This is a genomic window from Mycobacterium sp. NGS11, assembly GCF_059813315.1.
In genome coordinates this window covers 39,439-55,018 of the sequence record NZ_JCALEJ010000003.1, presented here as the reverse complement: position 1 = coordinate 55,018, position 15,580 = coordinate 39,439, and the positions used below count along the sequence as shown (strand labels likewise).

16 protein-coding genes and 1 pseudogene are annotated in these 15,580 nt (G+C 66.4%); 6 read left to right on the top strand and 11 right to left on the bottom strand.

All coding sequences use genetic code 11. The features are described from left to right. Positions 1-173: 173 nt before the first annotated feature. The 4 genes from prcA to dop all read right to left on the bottom strand — a co-directional run bounded on the left by prcA (position 174) and on the right by dop (position 3,649). Positions 174-944, bottom strand: a complete 771-nt coding sequence (prcA, locus tag AC5Y4T_RS05185; protein WP_499916096.1) for a proteasome subunit alpha — start codon at positions 942-944, stop codon at positions 174-176. Continuing rightward, the gene (prcB, locus tag AC5Y4T_RS05180) at positions 941-1,831 is read right to left on the bottom strand and encodes a proteasome subunit beta (RefSeq protein WP_499916094.1); all 891 of its coding nucleotides are present in this window, start codon (positions 1,829-1,831) and stop codon (positions 941-943) included. Before prcB ends, prcA begins: the two co-directional genes overlap by 4 nt. After that, on the bottom strand, positions 1,828-2,022 hold the full coding sequence (locus AC5Y4T_RS05175; protein WP_067352126.1) for a ubiquitin-like protein Pup: 195 nt from the start codon (positions 2,020-2,022) through the stop codon (positions 1,828-1,830). Before AC5Y4T_RS05175 ends, prcB begins: the two co-directional genes overlap by 4 nt. A 118-nt stretch (positions 2,023-2,140) precedes the next feature. Then, the gene (gene dop / locus AC5Y4T_RS05170) at positions 2,141-3,649 is read right to left on the bottom strand and encodes a pup deamidase/depupylase (RefSeq protein WP_499916093.1); all 1,509 of its coding nucleotides are present in this window, start codon (positions 3,647-3,649) and stop codon (positions 2,141-2,143) included. Positions 3,650-3,864: 215 nt separating this feature from the next. Here dop and AC5Y4T_RS05165 point away from each other — a divergent pair, with 215 nt between their 5' ends. Then, positions 3,865-4,509: a hypothetical protein gene (locus AC5Y4T_RS05165; RefSeq protein ID WP_499916091.1), complete on the top strand. Its 645-nt coding sequence runs from the start codon at positions 3,865-3,867 to the stop codon at positions 4,507-4,509. Between the two features lie 161 nt (positions 4,510-4,670). On the opposite strand, the gene arc is transcribed toward AC5Y4T_RS05165, so the two are convergent. Then, complete coding sequence (arc, locus tag AC5Y4T_RS05160) at positions 4,671-6,500, bottom strand: proteasome ATPase (RefSeq protein WP_499916089.1); 1,830 nt, start codon at positions 6,498-6,500, stop codon at positions 4,671-4,673. Between the two features lie 306 nt (positions 6,501-6,806). On the opposite strand from arc, the pseudogene lppK reads away from it, so the two are divergent. Both lppK and AC5Y4T_RS05150 read left to right on the top strand, forming a co-directional pair. Next, positions 6,807-7,412: pseudogene (gene lppK / locus AC5Y4T_RS05155) on the top strand (lipoprotein LppK); the annotation flags it as partial. A 155-nt stretch (positions 7,413-7,567) separates the two neighbouring features. Further along, entirely contained in the window at positions 7,568-7,867 is a 300-nt protein-coding gene (locus AC5Y4T_RS05150; RefSeq protein WP_007770839.1) for a DUF503 domain-containing protein, read from the top strand. Between the two features lie 50 nt (positions 7,868-7,917). Here AC5Y4T_RS05150 and trmI read toward each other — a convergent pair whose 3' ends face one another. Next, the gene (gene trmI / locus AC5Y4T_RS05145) at positions 7,918-8,763 is read right to left on the bottom strand and encodes a tRNA (adenine(58)-N(1))-methyltransferase TrmI (protein ID WP_499952368.1); all 846 of its coding nucleotides are present in this window, start codon (positions 8,761-8,763) and stop codon (positions 7,918-7,920) included. Positions 8,764-8,837: 74 nt separating this feature from the next. Here trmI and AC5Y4T_RS05140 point away from each other — a divergent pair, with 74 nt between their 5' ends. Continuing rightward, positions 8,838-9,734: a RecB family exonuclease gene (locus AC5Y4T_RS05140; RefSeq protein ID WP_499952367.1), complete on the top strand. Its 897-nt coding sequence runs from the start codon at positions 8,838-8,840 to the stop codon at positions 9,732-9,734. Positions 9,735-9,765: 31 nt separating this feature from the next. Here the strand turns inward: AC5Y4T_RS05140 and AC5Y4T_RS05135 are convergent, their stop codons facing one another. The 5 genes from AC5Y4T_RS05135 to AC5Y4T_RS05115 form a co-directional block, all read right to left on the bottom strand. Then, on the bottom strand, positions 9,766-11,136 hold the full coding sequence (locus tag AC5Y4T_RS05135; protein ID WP_499952366.1) for an FAD-containing oxidoreductase: 1,371 nt from the start codon (positions 11,134-11,136) through the stop codon (positions 9,766-9,768). Further along, positions 11,133-11,645 (bottom strand): DUF4126 domain-containing protein, encoded by a 513-nt coding sequence (locus tag AC5Y4T_RS05130; protein ID WP_499916081.1) that lies wholly within the window; start codon positions 11,643-11,645, stop codon positions 11,133-11,135. Before AC5Y4T_RS05130 ends, AC5Y4T_RS05135 begins: the two co-directional genes overlap by 4 nt. Positions 11,646-11,764: 119 nt before the next feature. Then, a complete protein-coding gene (gene hisG, locus AC5Y4T_RS05125) occupies positions 11,765-12,619 on the bottom strand; it encodes an ATP phosphoribosyltransferase (RefSeq protein WP_499916079.1) in 855 nt (284 codons plus the stop codon). A gap of 2 nt (positions 12,620-12,621) precedes the next feature. Continuing rightward, positions 12,622-12,903 (bottom strand): phosphoribosyl-ATP diphosphatase, encoded by a 282-nt coding sequence (locus AC5Y4T_RS05120; RefSeq protein WP_499916077.1) that lies wholly within the window; start codon positions 12,901-12,903, stop codon positions 12,622-12,624. A gap of 26 nt (positions 12,904-12,929) precedes the next feature. Continuing rightward, a complete protein-coding gene (locus AC5Y4T_RS05115; protein WP_499916075.1) occupies positions 12,930-13,559 on the bottom strand; it encodes a TetR family transcriptional regulator in 630 nt (209 codons plus the stop codon). A gap of 305 nt (positions 13,560-13,864) precedes the next feature. On the opposite strand from AC5Y4T_RS05115, the gene AC5Y4T_RS05110 reads away from it, so the two are divergent. Further along, positions 13,865-14,707 (top strand): MlaE family ABC transporter permease, encoded by an 843-nt coding sequence (locus tag AC5Y4T_RS05110; RefSeq protein ID WP_499916073.1) that lies wholly within the window; start codon positions 13,865-13,867, stop codon positions 14,705-14,707. Between the two features lies 1 nt (position 14,708). After that, a complete protein-coding gene (locus AC5Y4T_RS05105; protein ID WP_499916071.1) occupies positions 14,709-15,572 on the top strand; it encodes an ABC transporter permease in 864 nt (287 codons plus the stop codon). Positions 15,573-15,580: the final 8 nt, after the last annotated feature.

Here is a 15,580-nt window from a genome sequence, read left to right as displayed (position 1 = left end):
CGGTGAGCATGCCGCGCGGATCGCTTCGACGAACTGTTTCATCGACCTGCCGGGTGGCCACGCGGGGCGGCCGTACCGGTGGATCGACCCGTCCCGGCGCGGCGCGTCCTCGCTGGCTCACCAGCACCTTTCGGACCATAAGCCCTTAGGGAAAGCCGCGCCGCCGTCCGGGCTTAGTCGGAGGGCGCTCCGTTGGAATCGGACGGCTCACCGTCGCCGCCCGAGCCGTTGGAGTCGAGCTCGCGCAGCAAATTCTCCAGCGTGGCGCGATTGATCCGCCGGAAGGCCCGTCGCGGCCGGTTGACATCCAGGATGGCGACCTCCAGGCTGCCCACCTCGAGCGTGGACTGGTCGCCATTCGAGGCCTCGCTACCGGCCCGCAGCGCTTTCACGGCGATGCGCGTGGCCTCACGCAGATCGGCGTTCTCGGCGTAGGACTCCTTGAGCGCCGTGGTGATCGGTTCGGTGGTCCCACCCATCACGACGAAATGGGGCTCGTCGGCGATCGATCCGTCATAGGTGATCCGGTACAGCTCAGGCGGTTTGGTCTCGCCGTAGTGCGCGACCTCGGCAACACACAATTCCACCTCGTAGGGCTTGGCCTGCTCGGTGAAGATGGTGCCCAGGGTCTGGGCATAAACGTTGGCCAGCTGGCGGCCCGTGACGTCGCGACGGTCATAGGCGTAGCCCCGGGTGTCGGCGAATTGAATTCCCCCCCGGCGCAGGTTGTCGAATTCGTTGAACTTACCGGCAGCCGCGAAGCCGACTCGATCGTAGAGTTCGCTGATCTTCTGCAACGACCGTGACGGATTCTCCGCGACGAAGAGCACACCACCGGCGTAGACCAGGGCGACCACACTCTTGCCACGCGCGATGCCCTTACGCGCGAGCTCGCTGCGTTCGCGCATCGCCTGCTCGGGCGAGATGAAATACGGGAAGCTCACTTCTCACCACCATCGGGGCCGAAAGTGTCAGCGCGCGAACGGCTTTGGATTACCTCGCGGGCCAATTCGGCGATGCGGCTCTCCGGCACTTCGAGCGCTCCGTCGGCACCGATGGTGACCGCGGTGGGGTAAATGCCTCGCACCAGATCCGGTCCGCCGGTGGCGGAGTCGTCATCGGCCGCGTCGTAGAGCGCCTCGATCGCGACACGCACCGCTGAATCGGCGTCGGTGACCTGCGAGTACAACTTCTTCATCGACGACTTGGCGAAGATCGAGCCCGACCCCACCGACTGGTAGCCCTCCTCTTCCAGGTTCCAGCCACCGGCGGCATCGAACGACACGATGCGGCCGGCGCCCTCGGGGTCGGGCGCATCGATGTCGTAGCCCACCAACAGCGGCAAGGCGATCAGACCCTGCATCGCGGCCGCCAGATTGCCGCGGACCATGATCGCCAGCCGGTTCACCTTGCCGGCGAACGTGAGCGGCACGCCTTCGAGTTTCTCGTAGTGCTCGAGTTCCACCGCGTACAGACGGGCGAACTCCACGGCGATGGCGGCGGTACCGGCGATGCCGGTGGCGGTGTAGTCGTCGGTGATGTACACCTTCTTGACATCGCGCCCGGCGATCATGTTGCCCTGCGTTGAGCGCCGATCGCCGGCCAGCACCACGCCGCCGGGGTACTTCAGCGCGACGATCGTGGTGCCGTGCGGCAACTGGCCCGTGGCGGCATCCGATTGCGAGCCGGACAGGCTTGCCGGCAGCAATTCCGGCGCGTGTCGTCGCAACAGGTCAGCAAACGACGAGAGGTCTATCGCGGTATTGCCCGGCAGTGCGGGGCCCGGAAGTGCGGAGTTGGTGGACAGGCGATTTGAGAAAGGCCAGGTCACTGTCCGCCCTTTTGGACATACGCGCGAACGAAGTCCTCGGCGTTTTCCTCGAGGACGTCGTCGATCTCGTCGAGCAGATCGTCGGTGTCCTCGGCTAGCTTCTCCCGGCGCTCTTGGCCCGCGGCCGTGCTGCTGGCGATGTCGTCTTCGTCGCCGCCACCACCGCCACGCTTGGTCTGCTCCTGAGCCATCGCCGCCTCCTGCGTTGTGTGGGCCCTTTGAATGGCTTACTCACCGATCAAGCCACACTGCCCGTTCGTCCTGCCTAGCCTACCGGTCGACCCCGACGATCCTGCGGTTAACCGGCATCTAGCTGGTGAGTTGTTCGACCAGCTCGGCGGCGCTGTCCACGGAGTCCAGCAGCGCCCCGACGTGCGCCTTGCTACCGCGCAGGGGCTCCAGCGTCGGGATGCGGACCAGAGAATCGCCGCCCAGGTCGAAAATCACCGAGTCCCAGCTGGCCGCGGCGATGTCGGCGCCGAACCTGCGCAGGCATTCGCCGCGGAAGTACGCCCGGGTGTCCGTCGGAGGTTTGTCCACCGCCTCGAGCACCTGGTGCTCGGTCACCAAACGCTTCATCGAACCGCGCGCGACGAGCCGGTTGTACAGGCCCTTGTCCAGCCGGACGTCGGAATATTGCAGGTCCACCAGATGCAGCCGCGGCGCCGACCAGCTCAGGTTTTCGCGCTGCCGAAATCCTTCGAGCAGGCGCAGTTTGGCCGGCCAGTCGAGTATTTCGGCGCATTCCATCGGGTCGCGCTCGAGTTGGTCGAGCACGTGCGCCCAGGTCTCGACGACATCGGACGCGCGCGGGTCGGGGTCGCGGCTGTCGACCAGCTTGGCCACCCGATCGAGGTAAACCCGTTGCAGCGCAAGCCCGGTCAGCTCGCGGCCGTCGGCCAGCGCCACCGCGGCGCGCAGCGAAGGGTCGCGGCTGATCGCGTGGACCGCGTGCACCGGCCGCGCCAGCGCCAGGTCGCTCAGATCGATCCCGTGCGCCGGGCCATCTTCGATCAGGTCCAGCACCAGCGCCGTGGTGCCCAGCTTCAGATACGTCGACGTCTCGGCCAGGTTGGCGTCGCCGATGATCACGTGCAGCCGCCGGTACCGGTCGGCGTCGGCGTGTGGTTCGTCGCGCGTATTGATGATGCCGCGTTTGAGCGTGGTCTCCAGCCCGACCTCGACCTCGATGTAGTCCGAGCGCTGAGACAACTGAAAGCCGGGCTCGTCGCCGGAGGGCCCGATCCCGACCCGGCCGGAGCCGGTGACCACCTGCCGGGAGACCAGGAACGGGGTCAGCCCGGCGATGATCGCCGAGAACGGCGTCTGCCGCGACATCAGGTAGTTCTCGTGCGAGCCGTAGGACGCCCCCTTGCCGTCGACGTTGTTCTTGTAGAGCTGCAACTTTGCGGCGCCGGGCACGCTGGCGACGTGGCGCGCGGCGGCCTCCATCACCCGTTCACCGGCCTTGTCCCAGATCACCGCGTCGAGCGGGTCGGTGCACTCGGGCGCGGAGTATTCGGGGTGCGCGTGGTCGACGTAGAGCCGCGCGCCGTTGGTCAAGATCATGTTGGCGGCGCCGACCTCGTCGGCGTCGACCACCGGGGGCGGGCCGGCCGAGCGGCTCAGGTCGAAGCCGCGGGCATCCCGCAACGGCGATTCCACCTCGTAGTCCCATCGGGTGCGCTTGGCGCGCTGAATGCCCGCTGCGGCCGCGTACGCCAGAACCGCCTGCGTCGATGTGAGGATCGGATTGGCTGTCGGGTCCGATGGCGATGAGATGCCGTATTCGACCTCCGTCCCGATAATCCGTTGCATGGACTAAGCGTAGGCCGCGAGACGAAGCGGCCCGCGCGGCGGGGCGCGGGCGGGCCGGCCCAGCGCGTCCGCGGCCACGCGGAATACCGTCCACGTTCCGCGACCCGTTGATCGAGAAGCTGGACACGACTTGCTGGCGTTCATCGCTGTCACTGCGCCGCCGGGTGACCGTCCGCCGTGTTGACGGCACCGATGCCAGTGATTAATTTCACCCTGTGCCCGCCCCCGAATCCGGCCGCGCCGTCGGTAAGCACGCACTCGACCTGTTCGGGAAGCGATACGGCGAGGTGCTGCTCGTAACACCCGGCGAGGCGGGTCCGCAAGCGACGGTGTACAACAGCTTCCCGCTCAACGACTGTCCCCAGGAGCTGTGGTCGGCGCTGGACGCGCACGCCATCGCCACCGAACACGGGGCGGCCGCGGCCCTGCTCAACGGTCCCCGGTATTGGCTGATGAACGCCATCGAGAAAACCGCCCAGGGCCCGCAGATCACCAAATCCTTCGGCGGGATCGAAATGATCCAGCAGGCCACCGTCCTGTTGTCGTCGATGAACCCCGCGCCCTACATCCCCAACACGGTCAACCGCCGCACGGTATTCGTCTTCAACGCCGGCCAAGAGGTGTATGAACTCATCGATCCGCAGGGTCAGCACTGGATCATGCAAACCTGGAGCCAGGTCGCCGATGGCACCTTGTCGCGGGCCGACCTACCGGGCCTTGCCGATCGGCTCGACCTGCCGGCCGGATGGGCCTACCAACCGCGCGTGCTCACCGACGAACTGCGGGTGGATACGACGCAGCGCCCCGCCCACGTGTTACAGGACAACCTGACCAACAGCTATTCGCTGGTGGCCAACTGACTTTCGGGCCAACTCTTGGGCCAACTTGCCCGCCAAGCCGCCACGAGACTTAAACCGTTGCGCCGCCACCCGGCGTGTCGTGTGCGTGGTTTAAGTGTCGCGGCGGCGCCTCAAAGCACCACGGCGCCTTCAGGCACCAAAGCACCAGGGCGCCTAGGCACCTACAGGTACTGACCCAGGTTGGATTCGGTGTCGATGGCCCGCGAGGCGCTCGAGCTCTTCCCGGTGACCAGGGTGCGGATGTAAACGATCCGCTCACCCTTCTTGCCCGAAATCCGCGCCCAGTCGTCGGGGTTGGTGGTGTTGGGCAGGTCCTCGTTCTCGGCGAACTCGTCGACGATCGAATCCAGCAGGTGCTGGATACGCAGACCGGGCTGCCCGGTTTCCAGCACGGACTTGATCGCGTTCTTCTTCGCGCGGTCGACGACGTTCTGAATCATCGCCCCGGAGTTGAAGTCTTTGAAGTACATGACTTCCTTGTCACCGTTGGCGTAGGTGACCTCCAAGAACCGGTTGTCGTCGATCTCGGCGTACATCCGCTCGACGACCTTTTCGATCATCGCCTTGATGCATGCCGAGCGGTCGCCGTCGAACTCGGCGAGGTCGTCCGCATGCAGCGGCAGCGACTCGATCAGGTACTTCGAGAAGATGTCTTGCGCCGCTTCGGCATCCGGCCGCTCGATCTTGATCTTCACGTCGAGACGTCCCGGCCGCAGGATGGCGGGATCGATCATGTCCTCGCGGTTGGAGGCGCCGATCACGATGACGTTCTCGAGCCCCTCCACACCGTCGATCTCGCTGAGCAGCTGCGGAACCACGGTCGTCTCGACGTCCGAGGACACCCCGGTGCCACGGGTGCGGAAGATCGAGTCCATTTCGTCGAAGAACACGATCACCGGTGTGCCTTCCGAAGCCTTCTCACGGGCTCGCTGGAAGATCAGCCGGATGTGCCGCTCGGTCTCACCGACGAACTTGTTGAGCAGCTCCGGCCCCTTGATGTTCAAGAAGTAGGACTTGGCCTCGCGGGCGTCGTCGCCTCGCACCTCGGCCATCTTCTTGGCCAGCGAGTTGGCAACGGCCTTGGCGATCAGCGTCTTACCGCAGCCGGGCGGACCGTAGAGCAGCACACCTTTGGGTGGGCGCAGCGCGTACTCGCGGTACAGCTCCTTGTGCAGGAACGGCAGCTCCACCGCGTCGCGAATCTGCTCGATCTGGCGAGTGAGTCCACCGATGTCCAGGTAGCTGACATCGGGCACCTCTTCCAGCACCAGGTCCTCGACCTCGGCCTTGGGGATGCGCTCGAAGGCATACCCGGCTTTGGTGTCGACCAGCAACGAGTCGCCGGGGCGCAGCTTTCGCGGCCGGGTGTCGTCGTTGAGGGCGTCGGGGTGGCCGTCCGGCAGGTTCTCGGCGACCAGCGGCTCGGCGAGCCACACGATGCGTTCCTCGTCGGCATGCCCGACGACCAGGGCCCGGTGCCCGTCGCCCAAGAGCTCACGCAGCGTGGAGATCTCGCCGACGGATTCGAACGTGCCGGCTTCCACGACCGTCAGGGCCTCGTTGAGGCGCACCGTCTGACCCTTGCGCAGCAACGGGACTTCAATGTTCGGCGAGCAGGTCAGCCGCATCTTGCGACCAGACGTGAACACGTCGACGGTGTCGTCCTCGTGGGTGGCGAGCAAAACGCCGTAGCCGCTGGGCGGCTGCCCCAACCGATCGACTTCCTCACGCAGCGCCAGCAGTTGCTGGCGGGCCTCTTTGAGGGTCTCCATCAACTTCGAGTTCCGCGACGCAAGGGAGTCAATGCGCGCTTCCAGCTGATGGACATCGCGCGCGGAGCGGGCGCCGCCGTGCGAGCCGACCGTCTGCTCGAGCTGCTCGCGCAACATCGCGGCCTCGCGACGTAGCTGCTCCAACTCGGCCTCGTCGCCGCTGGACCCGTCTGATCCGTGGGGGGATCCAAAAGCTTCAGAACGCTCTGAGCTACCCATCTTGCGCTCCTTTCCCACACCGAAATGGCGCGGCGGATACTTCAAAGCTACCGGCCATTGCCGACTCATGTACGTAGTCAAATACCCACGAAAAGTTAAGATTTTCGTCACGCTGGTAATCTCGGCCACTAATCGTGATGATCGAAAGGGCCCGCGTGACCGGAAAAAGCCTCGCCACCGGCTCGGCCCGCATCGCCGCCGTAGCCCCCGCCGCCGGTGTGACTTCAGTTTTGCCCATCGGACCGACCTTAGCGATCTTCGTCCTCCACGAAGCGGCCAGAGCCGCCTAGCCGGCCGACCGAGTGGATGAACCGGCAACTGTGCGTAGCGCTGAGCGCCGCCACCGCCCTGGCGGCGGCCGGCATCGCGGCATGTTCGTCGCCTCACCCGAAGACTGAATCGCCGGCCACCTCGTCGTTGCCACCTGCCTCGTCGAGCCAGGTGGCCGCGCCGGTCACGGCTCCCCTGCCGCCGCCCGAAGCCCTGACCGACGTGCTCACCCGGCTCGCCGACCCGAACGTTCCGGGCGCGAGCAAGGTGAACCTGGTGGAAGGTGCGACGCCCGAAAGCGCGGCCACCCTGGACAAGTTCACCGGCGCGCTGCGCGACAACGGATATCTACCAATGACCTTCAACGCAAACGACATCGCGTGGTCGGACAAGAATCCGTCGAACGTGAAGGCCACCGTCGCCGTTCACACCGCTCAGGCCAACAACCCGAACTTCACCTTCCCAATGGAGTTCGCTCCGTTCCAGGGCGGTTGGCAGCTATCGCGGCACACCGCCGAAATGCTGTTGGCCTTGGGGAAGTCGGCGACGGCTCCGACTACGGCCACTCCCGCGCCCGCGCCTCCCCCCGGCCCGCCCCCCGCGCCGCCACCACCCGAGCCCGCGCCGGCACCGGCCCCGCCGGCACCACCACCATCGCCACCGCCACCCGCTCCGCCGCCGCCCGCTCCGCCGGCGCCGGCTCCCGCTCCGCCCCCCGCGCCGGCCCCGGCTCCCGAGCCCGCCCCCGCTCCGGAGCCCGCGCCCGATCAGCAAAACCCGCCGGGTTGACCCGCGGCATGTGGATCGGCTGGCTCGAGTTCGATGTCTTGCTCGGCGACGTTCGATCACTCAAACAAAAGCGGTCGGTCATCCGCCCCGTCGTCGCGGAGTTGCAGCGCAAGTTCAGCGTCTCGGCGGCCGAGACGGGTTCGCACGAGCTGTACCGGCGAGCGGGCATTGGCGTCGCCACGGTCTCCGGCGACCGAGGCCATGCCGTCGACGTCCTGGACGCGGCCGAACGATTGGTGGCCGCGCATCCCGAGTTCGAGCTGCTGTCGGTGCGTCGCTCCCTGGTGCGCAGCGAGGATCTCGCCTAGCCGATGGCGACGACCCGCTGCGCCCGGCTACGCCGCGCTTGCGATCGCCGCTAGCCGTCGCGGCCCTCCCGCTTGCGGCCCAACGGCACGGGAGCGACGACGCCGGGCGCGAGCCGTCGCGTGAAGATCAGGAAGGCCGTGTGTCCCCGCATCGAATGCTGAGGCCGGACCGCGAGACCCACGACGTTCCAACCGCGTTGCAGCGTCTCCCAGGACCGGGGCTCCGTCCAGCACTGCTGCGCCCGCAGCGCCTCGACCGCGCGCGACAGCTGGGTGACGGTGGCTACGTAAATGATCAGTACGCCGCCCGGGATCAACAGGCGGGCGACCGACTCCAGCACCTCCCACGGCGCGAGCATGTCGAGCACGGCCCGGTCGAAGGAGCCGTCCGGCAGTTCGGAGTCGGAGACGTCGCTGATGATCAATTCCCAATTGGCGGGCGCCCGGCCGCCATGAAACACCGCCACGTTGCGCTCGGCGTGCTCGGCGTGATCGGCGCGCTGTTCATAGGAAGTCACCCGGCCTTCCGGCCCGACCGCGCGCAGCAGCGAACAGGTCAGCGCGCCGGAGCCGGCGCCGGCCTCCAACACCCGCGCGCCCGGGAAGATGTCGCCCTCGTGCACGATCTGTGCGGCGTCCTTGGGGTAGATCACCTGGGGTCCGCGCGGCATCGACATGACGTAGTCGATCAGCAGGGGCCGCATCACCAGGTACACGGCGTTGTTGCTGGACTTGATCACGCTGCCCTGCTCCAGCCCGATCAGCGCGTCGTGCGGAATCGACCCGCGATGCGTATGAAACTCCGCGCCCGCGGTGAGCACCACCGTGTAATGCCGACCCTTGGCGTCGGTGAGCTGGACGCGCTCGCCCTCGGTGAACGGGCCGGTTACGGACACGCGGTCCAGCGTGCCAGCCGACTCGCCGCCGCAGGTGCTTGGGGGTTGTCGGCGCCCGGTCCTAGGCTTCCCACATGATGGTCCAGCCGGAGGCGCCCCAGCCGGAGATGCGCCCGGCGGGCCAGGTGTACCGCCCGGCCCTGTCGCCGTCGCGTGCGGCGGACTTCAAGCAGTGCCCGCTGCTGTACCGGTTCCGGGCCATCGACCGGTTGCCCGAGGCGCCGTCGACCGCGCAGCTGCGCGGGTCCCTGGTCCACGCCGCCCTGCAGCAGCTTTACGGCCTGCCGGCCGAGCACCGTGGCCCCGACACCGCGATGTCACTGGTGGAGCCGGCTTGGGAGCAGATCGTCGCCGCTACACCCGGGGTGACCGCCGAGCTGGATCCGGCGCAGCGCTCCCAGCTGTTGGTCGAGGCGCAAGCGCTGCTCGCCGGGTATTACCGGCTCGAGGACCCCACCCGCTTCAACCCGGAGTGCTGCGAACAGCGAGTGGAGGTAGAGCTCGCGGACGGCACGCTGTTGCGTGGCTTCATCGACCGGATCGACGTCGCCGCCACCGGCGAGCTTCGTGTGGTCGACTACAAGACCGGCAAGGCGCCGCCGGAAGCACGCGCCCTGGCCGAGTTCAAGGCGATGTTCCAGATGAAGTTCTATGCGGTGGCGCTGTTGCGGTCGCGAGGTGTGCAGCCCACCCGGCTGCGGCTCATCTATCTGGCCGACGGCCAGGTGCTGGACTACACGCCGGACCAAGACGAGCTGCTGCGGTTCGAGAAGACGCTGATGGCGATCTGGCGGGCGATCCAATCGGCCGGACAGACGGGCGATTTCCGTCCCACCCAGTCGCGGTTGTGCGACTGGTGTCCCCATCGGCAGCACTGCCCGCTGTTCGGCGGAACCCCACCGCCGTACCCGGGTTGGCCGGAATCTCTTGCCGCGCAGACGAATTCGCACGCTAGCAAGCCGGCGGCCTAAACGACCGGCTAGGCCGCAGTCCCGATCGCCCCTAATCGAGCGGCGAGAGGTCTTGCAGCATCGTGGGAATCAGCTCGCTGACCGTCGGATGGATGTGCATCGTGCGCGACAGCGTGGTGTAGGGCGCTTTGGCCGACATCACGTCCAAAATGCCGTGGATGGCCTCGTCCCCGCCGACCCCGAGGATCGCGGCCCCCAGAATCTCGTGGGTGTCTGCGTCCACCACGACTTTCATGAAGCCTTGTGTCTCACCCTTTTCCACCGCCCGGCCGACTTTGGTCATCGGCCGCTTGCCGACCAGCGCCTTGCGCCCCGATGAACGCACCTGATCGGCGGTCATGCCGGCGCGCCCCAGCGGCGGATCGATGTAGAGCGCGTAGGTGGTGATGCGGTCGCTAACCAGGCGGGGGTCGTCGTCCAGCAGATTGGCGGCGACGATCTCGAAGTCGTTGTAGGAGGTGTGGGTGAACGCGCCCTTCCCATTGCAGTCACCCATCGCCCAGATGTGATCGACGCTCGTCTTGAGGCGGTCGTCGACCACGATGAAGCCGCGGGCGTCGGTCTGCACGCCGGCGGCTTCCAGGCCCAGGTCGTCGGTGTTCGGTCGCCGGCCCACCGCGAGCAGCAGGTGGCTTCCTTCGACGGGGGCGGCACCCGCGCGAGGAGTCAGCTCGAACCCGTTGCCGGTCTTGGTTATTCGCACGTCGTCGGCACCGACGATGATATCGATGCCTTCGGCACGCAGGATGTCTGTCACGGAGGCCGAGACATCCTCGTCCTCGCGCGACGCCAATCGCGGCCCCCGTTCGACGACGGTCACCCGGGCCCCGAACCGCCGGTACATCTGCGCAAACTCCAGCGCGATGTAACTACCGCCGAGTATGACGAGATGTGTTGGCACCGTGTCGAGTTCGAGAACCGATACGTTGGTCAGGAAGTCGACGTCGGACAAGCCCGGGATGTCGGGCACCACGGCACGCCCGCCGACATTGAGAAAGATGCGGTCGGCGCGCAGCACATCGTCACCGACCCGCATCGTATGCGGATCCTGGAAAACGGCGTGACCGCGAAACACGGTGCAGCCGTTCATTCCCTCGAGCCAATCCTCGACGCCCTTGCGGTCGCCGAGCATGATCTCGTCCTTGCGGGCCTTGACCTTCGCCATGTCGACGCTGACCGGTCCGGTCCCTACGCCGTAATCGGCACCGCGGCGCGCCAGATGCGCGGCATGCGCGGAGGCGACCAGCGTTTTGGTGGGGATGCACCCGGTGTTGACGCAGGTGCCGCCGATCAGCTTGCGCTCCACCACCGCCACGCGCTGCCCGGCTGCGGTCAGCCGGCCTGCCAACGGCGGGCCGGCCTGGCCGGCGCCAACGATGATCGCATCGAAATGTTCCGTCACTTAACCGCCGTCAGCAGGTACTCGGTCAGCAGGTGACCCGTCGCCGCGAGGATGGCGAACCCGCCCACGATCGCGACGGCGTCCTCCAGCAGCGCGATCGGCAGGTCCCTGCCGCCCGTCGCGGCGACCAGCCGTTTGCGCGCGTGGTAGCCGCCGAGGGTGCCCAGCACCCCACCGATGACGCCGGCGCCGAGCGCGGTAAATGTCCAGTGCGGCCAGGCGCCAAGGGCCGCGCCCGCGAGTCCGCCCGTGACGATCCGCGCCGCGAAGATCGGCGGCGCGGTGCGCGCCGGCGTCTTGGGCAGCTTGTCGTTGATCAGTTCGCCCACGGCGAGAACGGTGAAGATGATCACCGCGATGAGGCTGGCCATCCAGCCAGCCCACGTGCCGTGCAAATCGACCCAGCCGATGAAGGCGGCCCAGGCGACGACGGCGGGCGCGGTCAGCGAGCGCAGCCCGGCCACGACGCCAATCAGCAAAGCCAGCAAGACAAGAAGTGCGTGTGTCACGGAAGACCTTCCTGGGAGACGAACACCGGCGACGAATGCGGGGACGGCCCACACGCCAACCCGGGCTGTCCCCCGAGGCGGACGCTAACACAACCGCGGCTTGTGCACCGCGCGCGCAATCAGAACCTGCAAAACCTGATGTCGGACGCCAGGATCGCCTTGGCGCCGATGGCGGCCAACTCGTCCATGATCTCGTTGATGCCCCGACGGGGCACCAGCGCGCGGATGGCGACCCAGTCCGGGTCGGCCAGGGGTGCGATGGTGGGCGACTCCAGCCCCGGCGTGATCGCGGTGGCCTTGTCCTGCACCGAGCGGGGACAGTCGTAGTCGAGCATCAAATATTGCTGACCGAACACCACGCCCTGGATCCGCGCCACCAATTGATCGCGCGCAGCCTGCGTCCCCTGCTTGCTGGCCTGCTCGCTCTCGATCAGCACCGCTTCGGAATCGCAGAGCGGGTCGCCGAAGGCCACGAGGTTGTGCAGGCTCAGCGTGCGCCCGGAACCCACCACGTCGGCGATCGCGTCGGCGACCCCGAGTTGTATCGAAATCTCTACCGCACCGTCGAGCCTGATGACGGTTGCCTCAATACCACGGCCCGCCAAGTCCTTTCGGACCAGATTCGGGTACGCGGTAGCGATCCGCCTGCCGGCCAGATCGGCGATTTTCCAGTCGCGCCCCGCCGGTCCGGCGTAGCGAAAGCTCGATGATCCAAACCCCAGCGCCAAGCGTTCGCGCACCGGTGCGTCGGAATCGCCTACCAGATCCCGGCCGGTGATGCCGAAATCCAGTTCCCCCGAACCCACATAGATGGCAATGTCTTTGGGCCGCAGGAAGAAGAATTCAACCTGGTTGGCCGGATCGATGACGGTGAGGTCTTTGGAGTCGGTGCGGCGCCGGTAGCCCGCCTCCGCGAGGATCTCGCTGGCCGGTTCGCTCAGCGTGCCCTTGTTGGGCACCGCAACCCGCAACATGGTCACAGCTTCCGATACACGTCGTCGAGGGTCAGGCCGCGGGCGACCATCAACACCTGCGTCCAGTAGAGCAACTGGCTGATCTCTCCGGCCAGCGCGTCGTCGGATTCGTGTTCGGCGGCCAGCCACACTTCACCGGCCTCCTCGAGGATTTTCTTGCCCAGCCCGTGGACGCCACCGTCAAGTGCGGCGACCGTCGCGCTGCCGGCCGGCCGACTACGGGCACGCTCACCCAGTTCGGCGAACAGATCCTCGAACGTCTTCACGGCCAGCGATTGTTTCACGCGGTGGCTGGCGAAGTCACGGCGGTTTAGCCCTGGCCGGCTTTCGAGCTGCTTTGTCCGTCGAATCCGGCGAGCGTGATTCGCAGCGCTTCCTCCAACTGCTCGTGAAAAGGCGGGTTCTCGGCGATGTCGGAAGTCAACCATCCGTCGAGGACGAATTGCACGGTGGCCAAACTGGTGTGGACCATCAGCGCGGGCCGAATATCGACCGCCGCATCGACGTTCATCCGCGCAGCGACCTGCTCGATCAGGGTGCCGTGATCGGTTTCGCTGACCAACATGGATTTGGTCAACAAATGGGGCGCCGTCGCGACAGCAAGGCGCCAGGTCTCGAGGTTGTCAACTCCGCTGACATCCATCGCGCGCGTGACGAACAGTTGGATCAGCGCTTCAACCGGAGACTCGTGGGGCGGCCGCGCGCTGTAAGCTCCCACGATCTCAGAGGCCGCCTCCCGAACCGGATCGACCAACAAGCCTTCCTTGGTGGGCGCGTACCGGAAATACGTGCTGATCGAGATCCCGGCGGCCGAGGCGATGTCCTCGGTCGTCACCGCCTCGAATCCGCGCTCGGCGAACAGTTGGTGCGCGGTCTGTTGGATGTGGGAAAGCAGCTCAGCGCGGCGCCGGTCTCGCAACGATACGTTTGCTGAGGGCATGTCACCACCTTCCTCAATTCGACAGTCGAACAACAAGGCGTCGTCCAGCGACCAACTGAGGTGAGTGACTCTACACTATTGAAAGTCCCTATCAAGTAGGCTAGTGTGATGCGGCACACACTTATGAGCTGCGGAGTTCCGGCGCTTATTGACATTATTTTAATAAGGATAGCGCTGACGGTGAGCCTCGGCCTCCGTTCGGCACTCACGGCATAGGGGTTGGGGAAGAGCGCCGATGAAGGCGGTAGCCGGTACGCGATGGCCTGCGCAATGGGTTTGCTAGACGCACCGCGGGTCGCGCCGCTATGACGACGACACAACTCGATGGCGTTACCGCCATCCGGGACTGGTCCGTCGGATACGTCAGACGTCACCCGGTCGCCTCGCTGACGACGGTAGGCGAACAGTTCGTTCTCGGTGTGCGAACGGTTCAATATTTCTTCTACGACCTGCTGACCGGGCGATTTCAGTGGCAGGAGTTCGTCCGGCAGGGCGCGTTCATGGCGGGCACCGCCGTGTTGCCGACGATCCTGGTGTCGCTGCCGATCAGCGTCACACTCTCGATCCAGTTCGCGTTGCTGGCCGGCCAGGTCGGTGCCACGTCGCTGGCCGGGGCGGCCAGCGGGCTCGCGGTTATCCGGCAGGGGGCATCGCTGGTGGCCGCGGTCCTCATGGCGTCGGCGGTCGGGTCGGCGATCACCGCCGACCTGGGTTCGCGGACGATGCGCGAAGAGACCGACGCAATGGAGGTGATGGGCGTCTCGGTGATCCGTCGCTTGGTTGTCCCCCGCTTCGCCGCGGCGGTGATGATCGGGGTGGCCCTCACCGGCGTCGTGTGCTTCGCCGGATTCTTCGCGAGCTACATGTTCAACGTGTACTTCCAGAACGGGGCGCCGGGCAGCTTCGTGTCGACGTTCGCGTCGTTCGCCACGACCGGCGACATGATCTTGGCGCTGATCAAAGCCATCGTGTTCGGCGCGATCGTAGCCATCGTGTCGAGCCAGAAAGGCCTGTCCACCAAGGGCGGGCCGACCGGTGTCGCGAACTCCGTGAATGCCGCTGTGGTCGAGGCGATCCTGTTGTTGATGATCGTCAACGTCGCCATCAGCCAGCTCTACATCATGTTGTCACCCAGGACGGGACTGTGACGTGACGGCCTCCGCTTATCAGCCCTTCGCACCGATCTCGATGCCGCTCGCCCGGCTCTACCGCCGGGGCAAGGTGCCGATCATCCGGCTCGGCCATCTGCTGGTCTTCTTCGTCCGGGCGCTGGTCGCCGTTCCCCTCGCTTTGCGCCAGTACAGCGCCGAATTCCTGCGGCTGCTGTCGAACATCACCTGGGGCAACGGCTCGATCGTGGTCGGCGGGGGCACCGCCGGTGTGGCCGTCGTGCTGGGCATGACCGTTGGCGCCCTCGTCGGCATCGAGGGCTACAACTTCCTGGACCTGCTCGGGCTCGGGCCCGCCACCGGGTTCGTCTCGTCGTTGGTCAACACCCGCGAGCTGGCTCCCCTGATGGCCTCGCTCGCGTTCGCCATGCAGGGTGGCTGCCGCTTCACCGCGCAGTTGGGATCCATGCGCATCGCCGAGGAGATCGACGCGATGGAATCGATCGCGATACGCCCGATCCCCTACCTGGTCACCACCCGGCTGATCGCTTCGGTGGTGGCGATCGTCCCGCTGTACGCAGCATGCCTGGCGATCGGATACCTGAGCACACAGATCGTGGTGGAAATCGGCAGCGGCGGCTCGACCGGTTCCTACCTGCACTACTTCACGCTGATGTTGGCGGGCCAGGACATCGTCTATTCGTTGATCAAGGCCGTCGTCTTCGTGTGGATCGCGTCCACGATCCAGTGCTACTACGGGTACTACGCCAGCGGCGGGCCCGAGGGCGTCGGGGTCGCCGCGGGCCACGGTATGCGGGCCAGCATCACCGTGGTGATCATCGTGAACATGCTGCTCACCATGGCGCTGTGGGGCGTCGACTCCGGCGCAAGGTTCGGTGGCTAGGTCGGTGG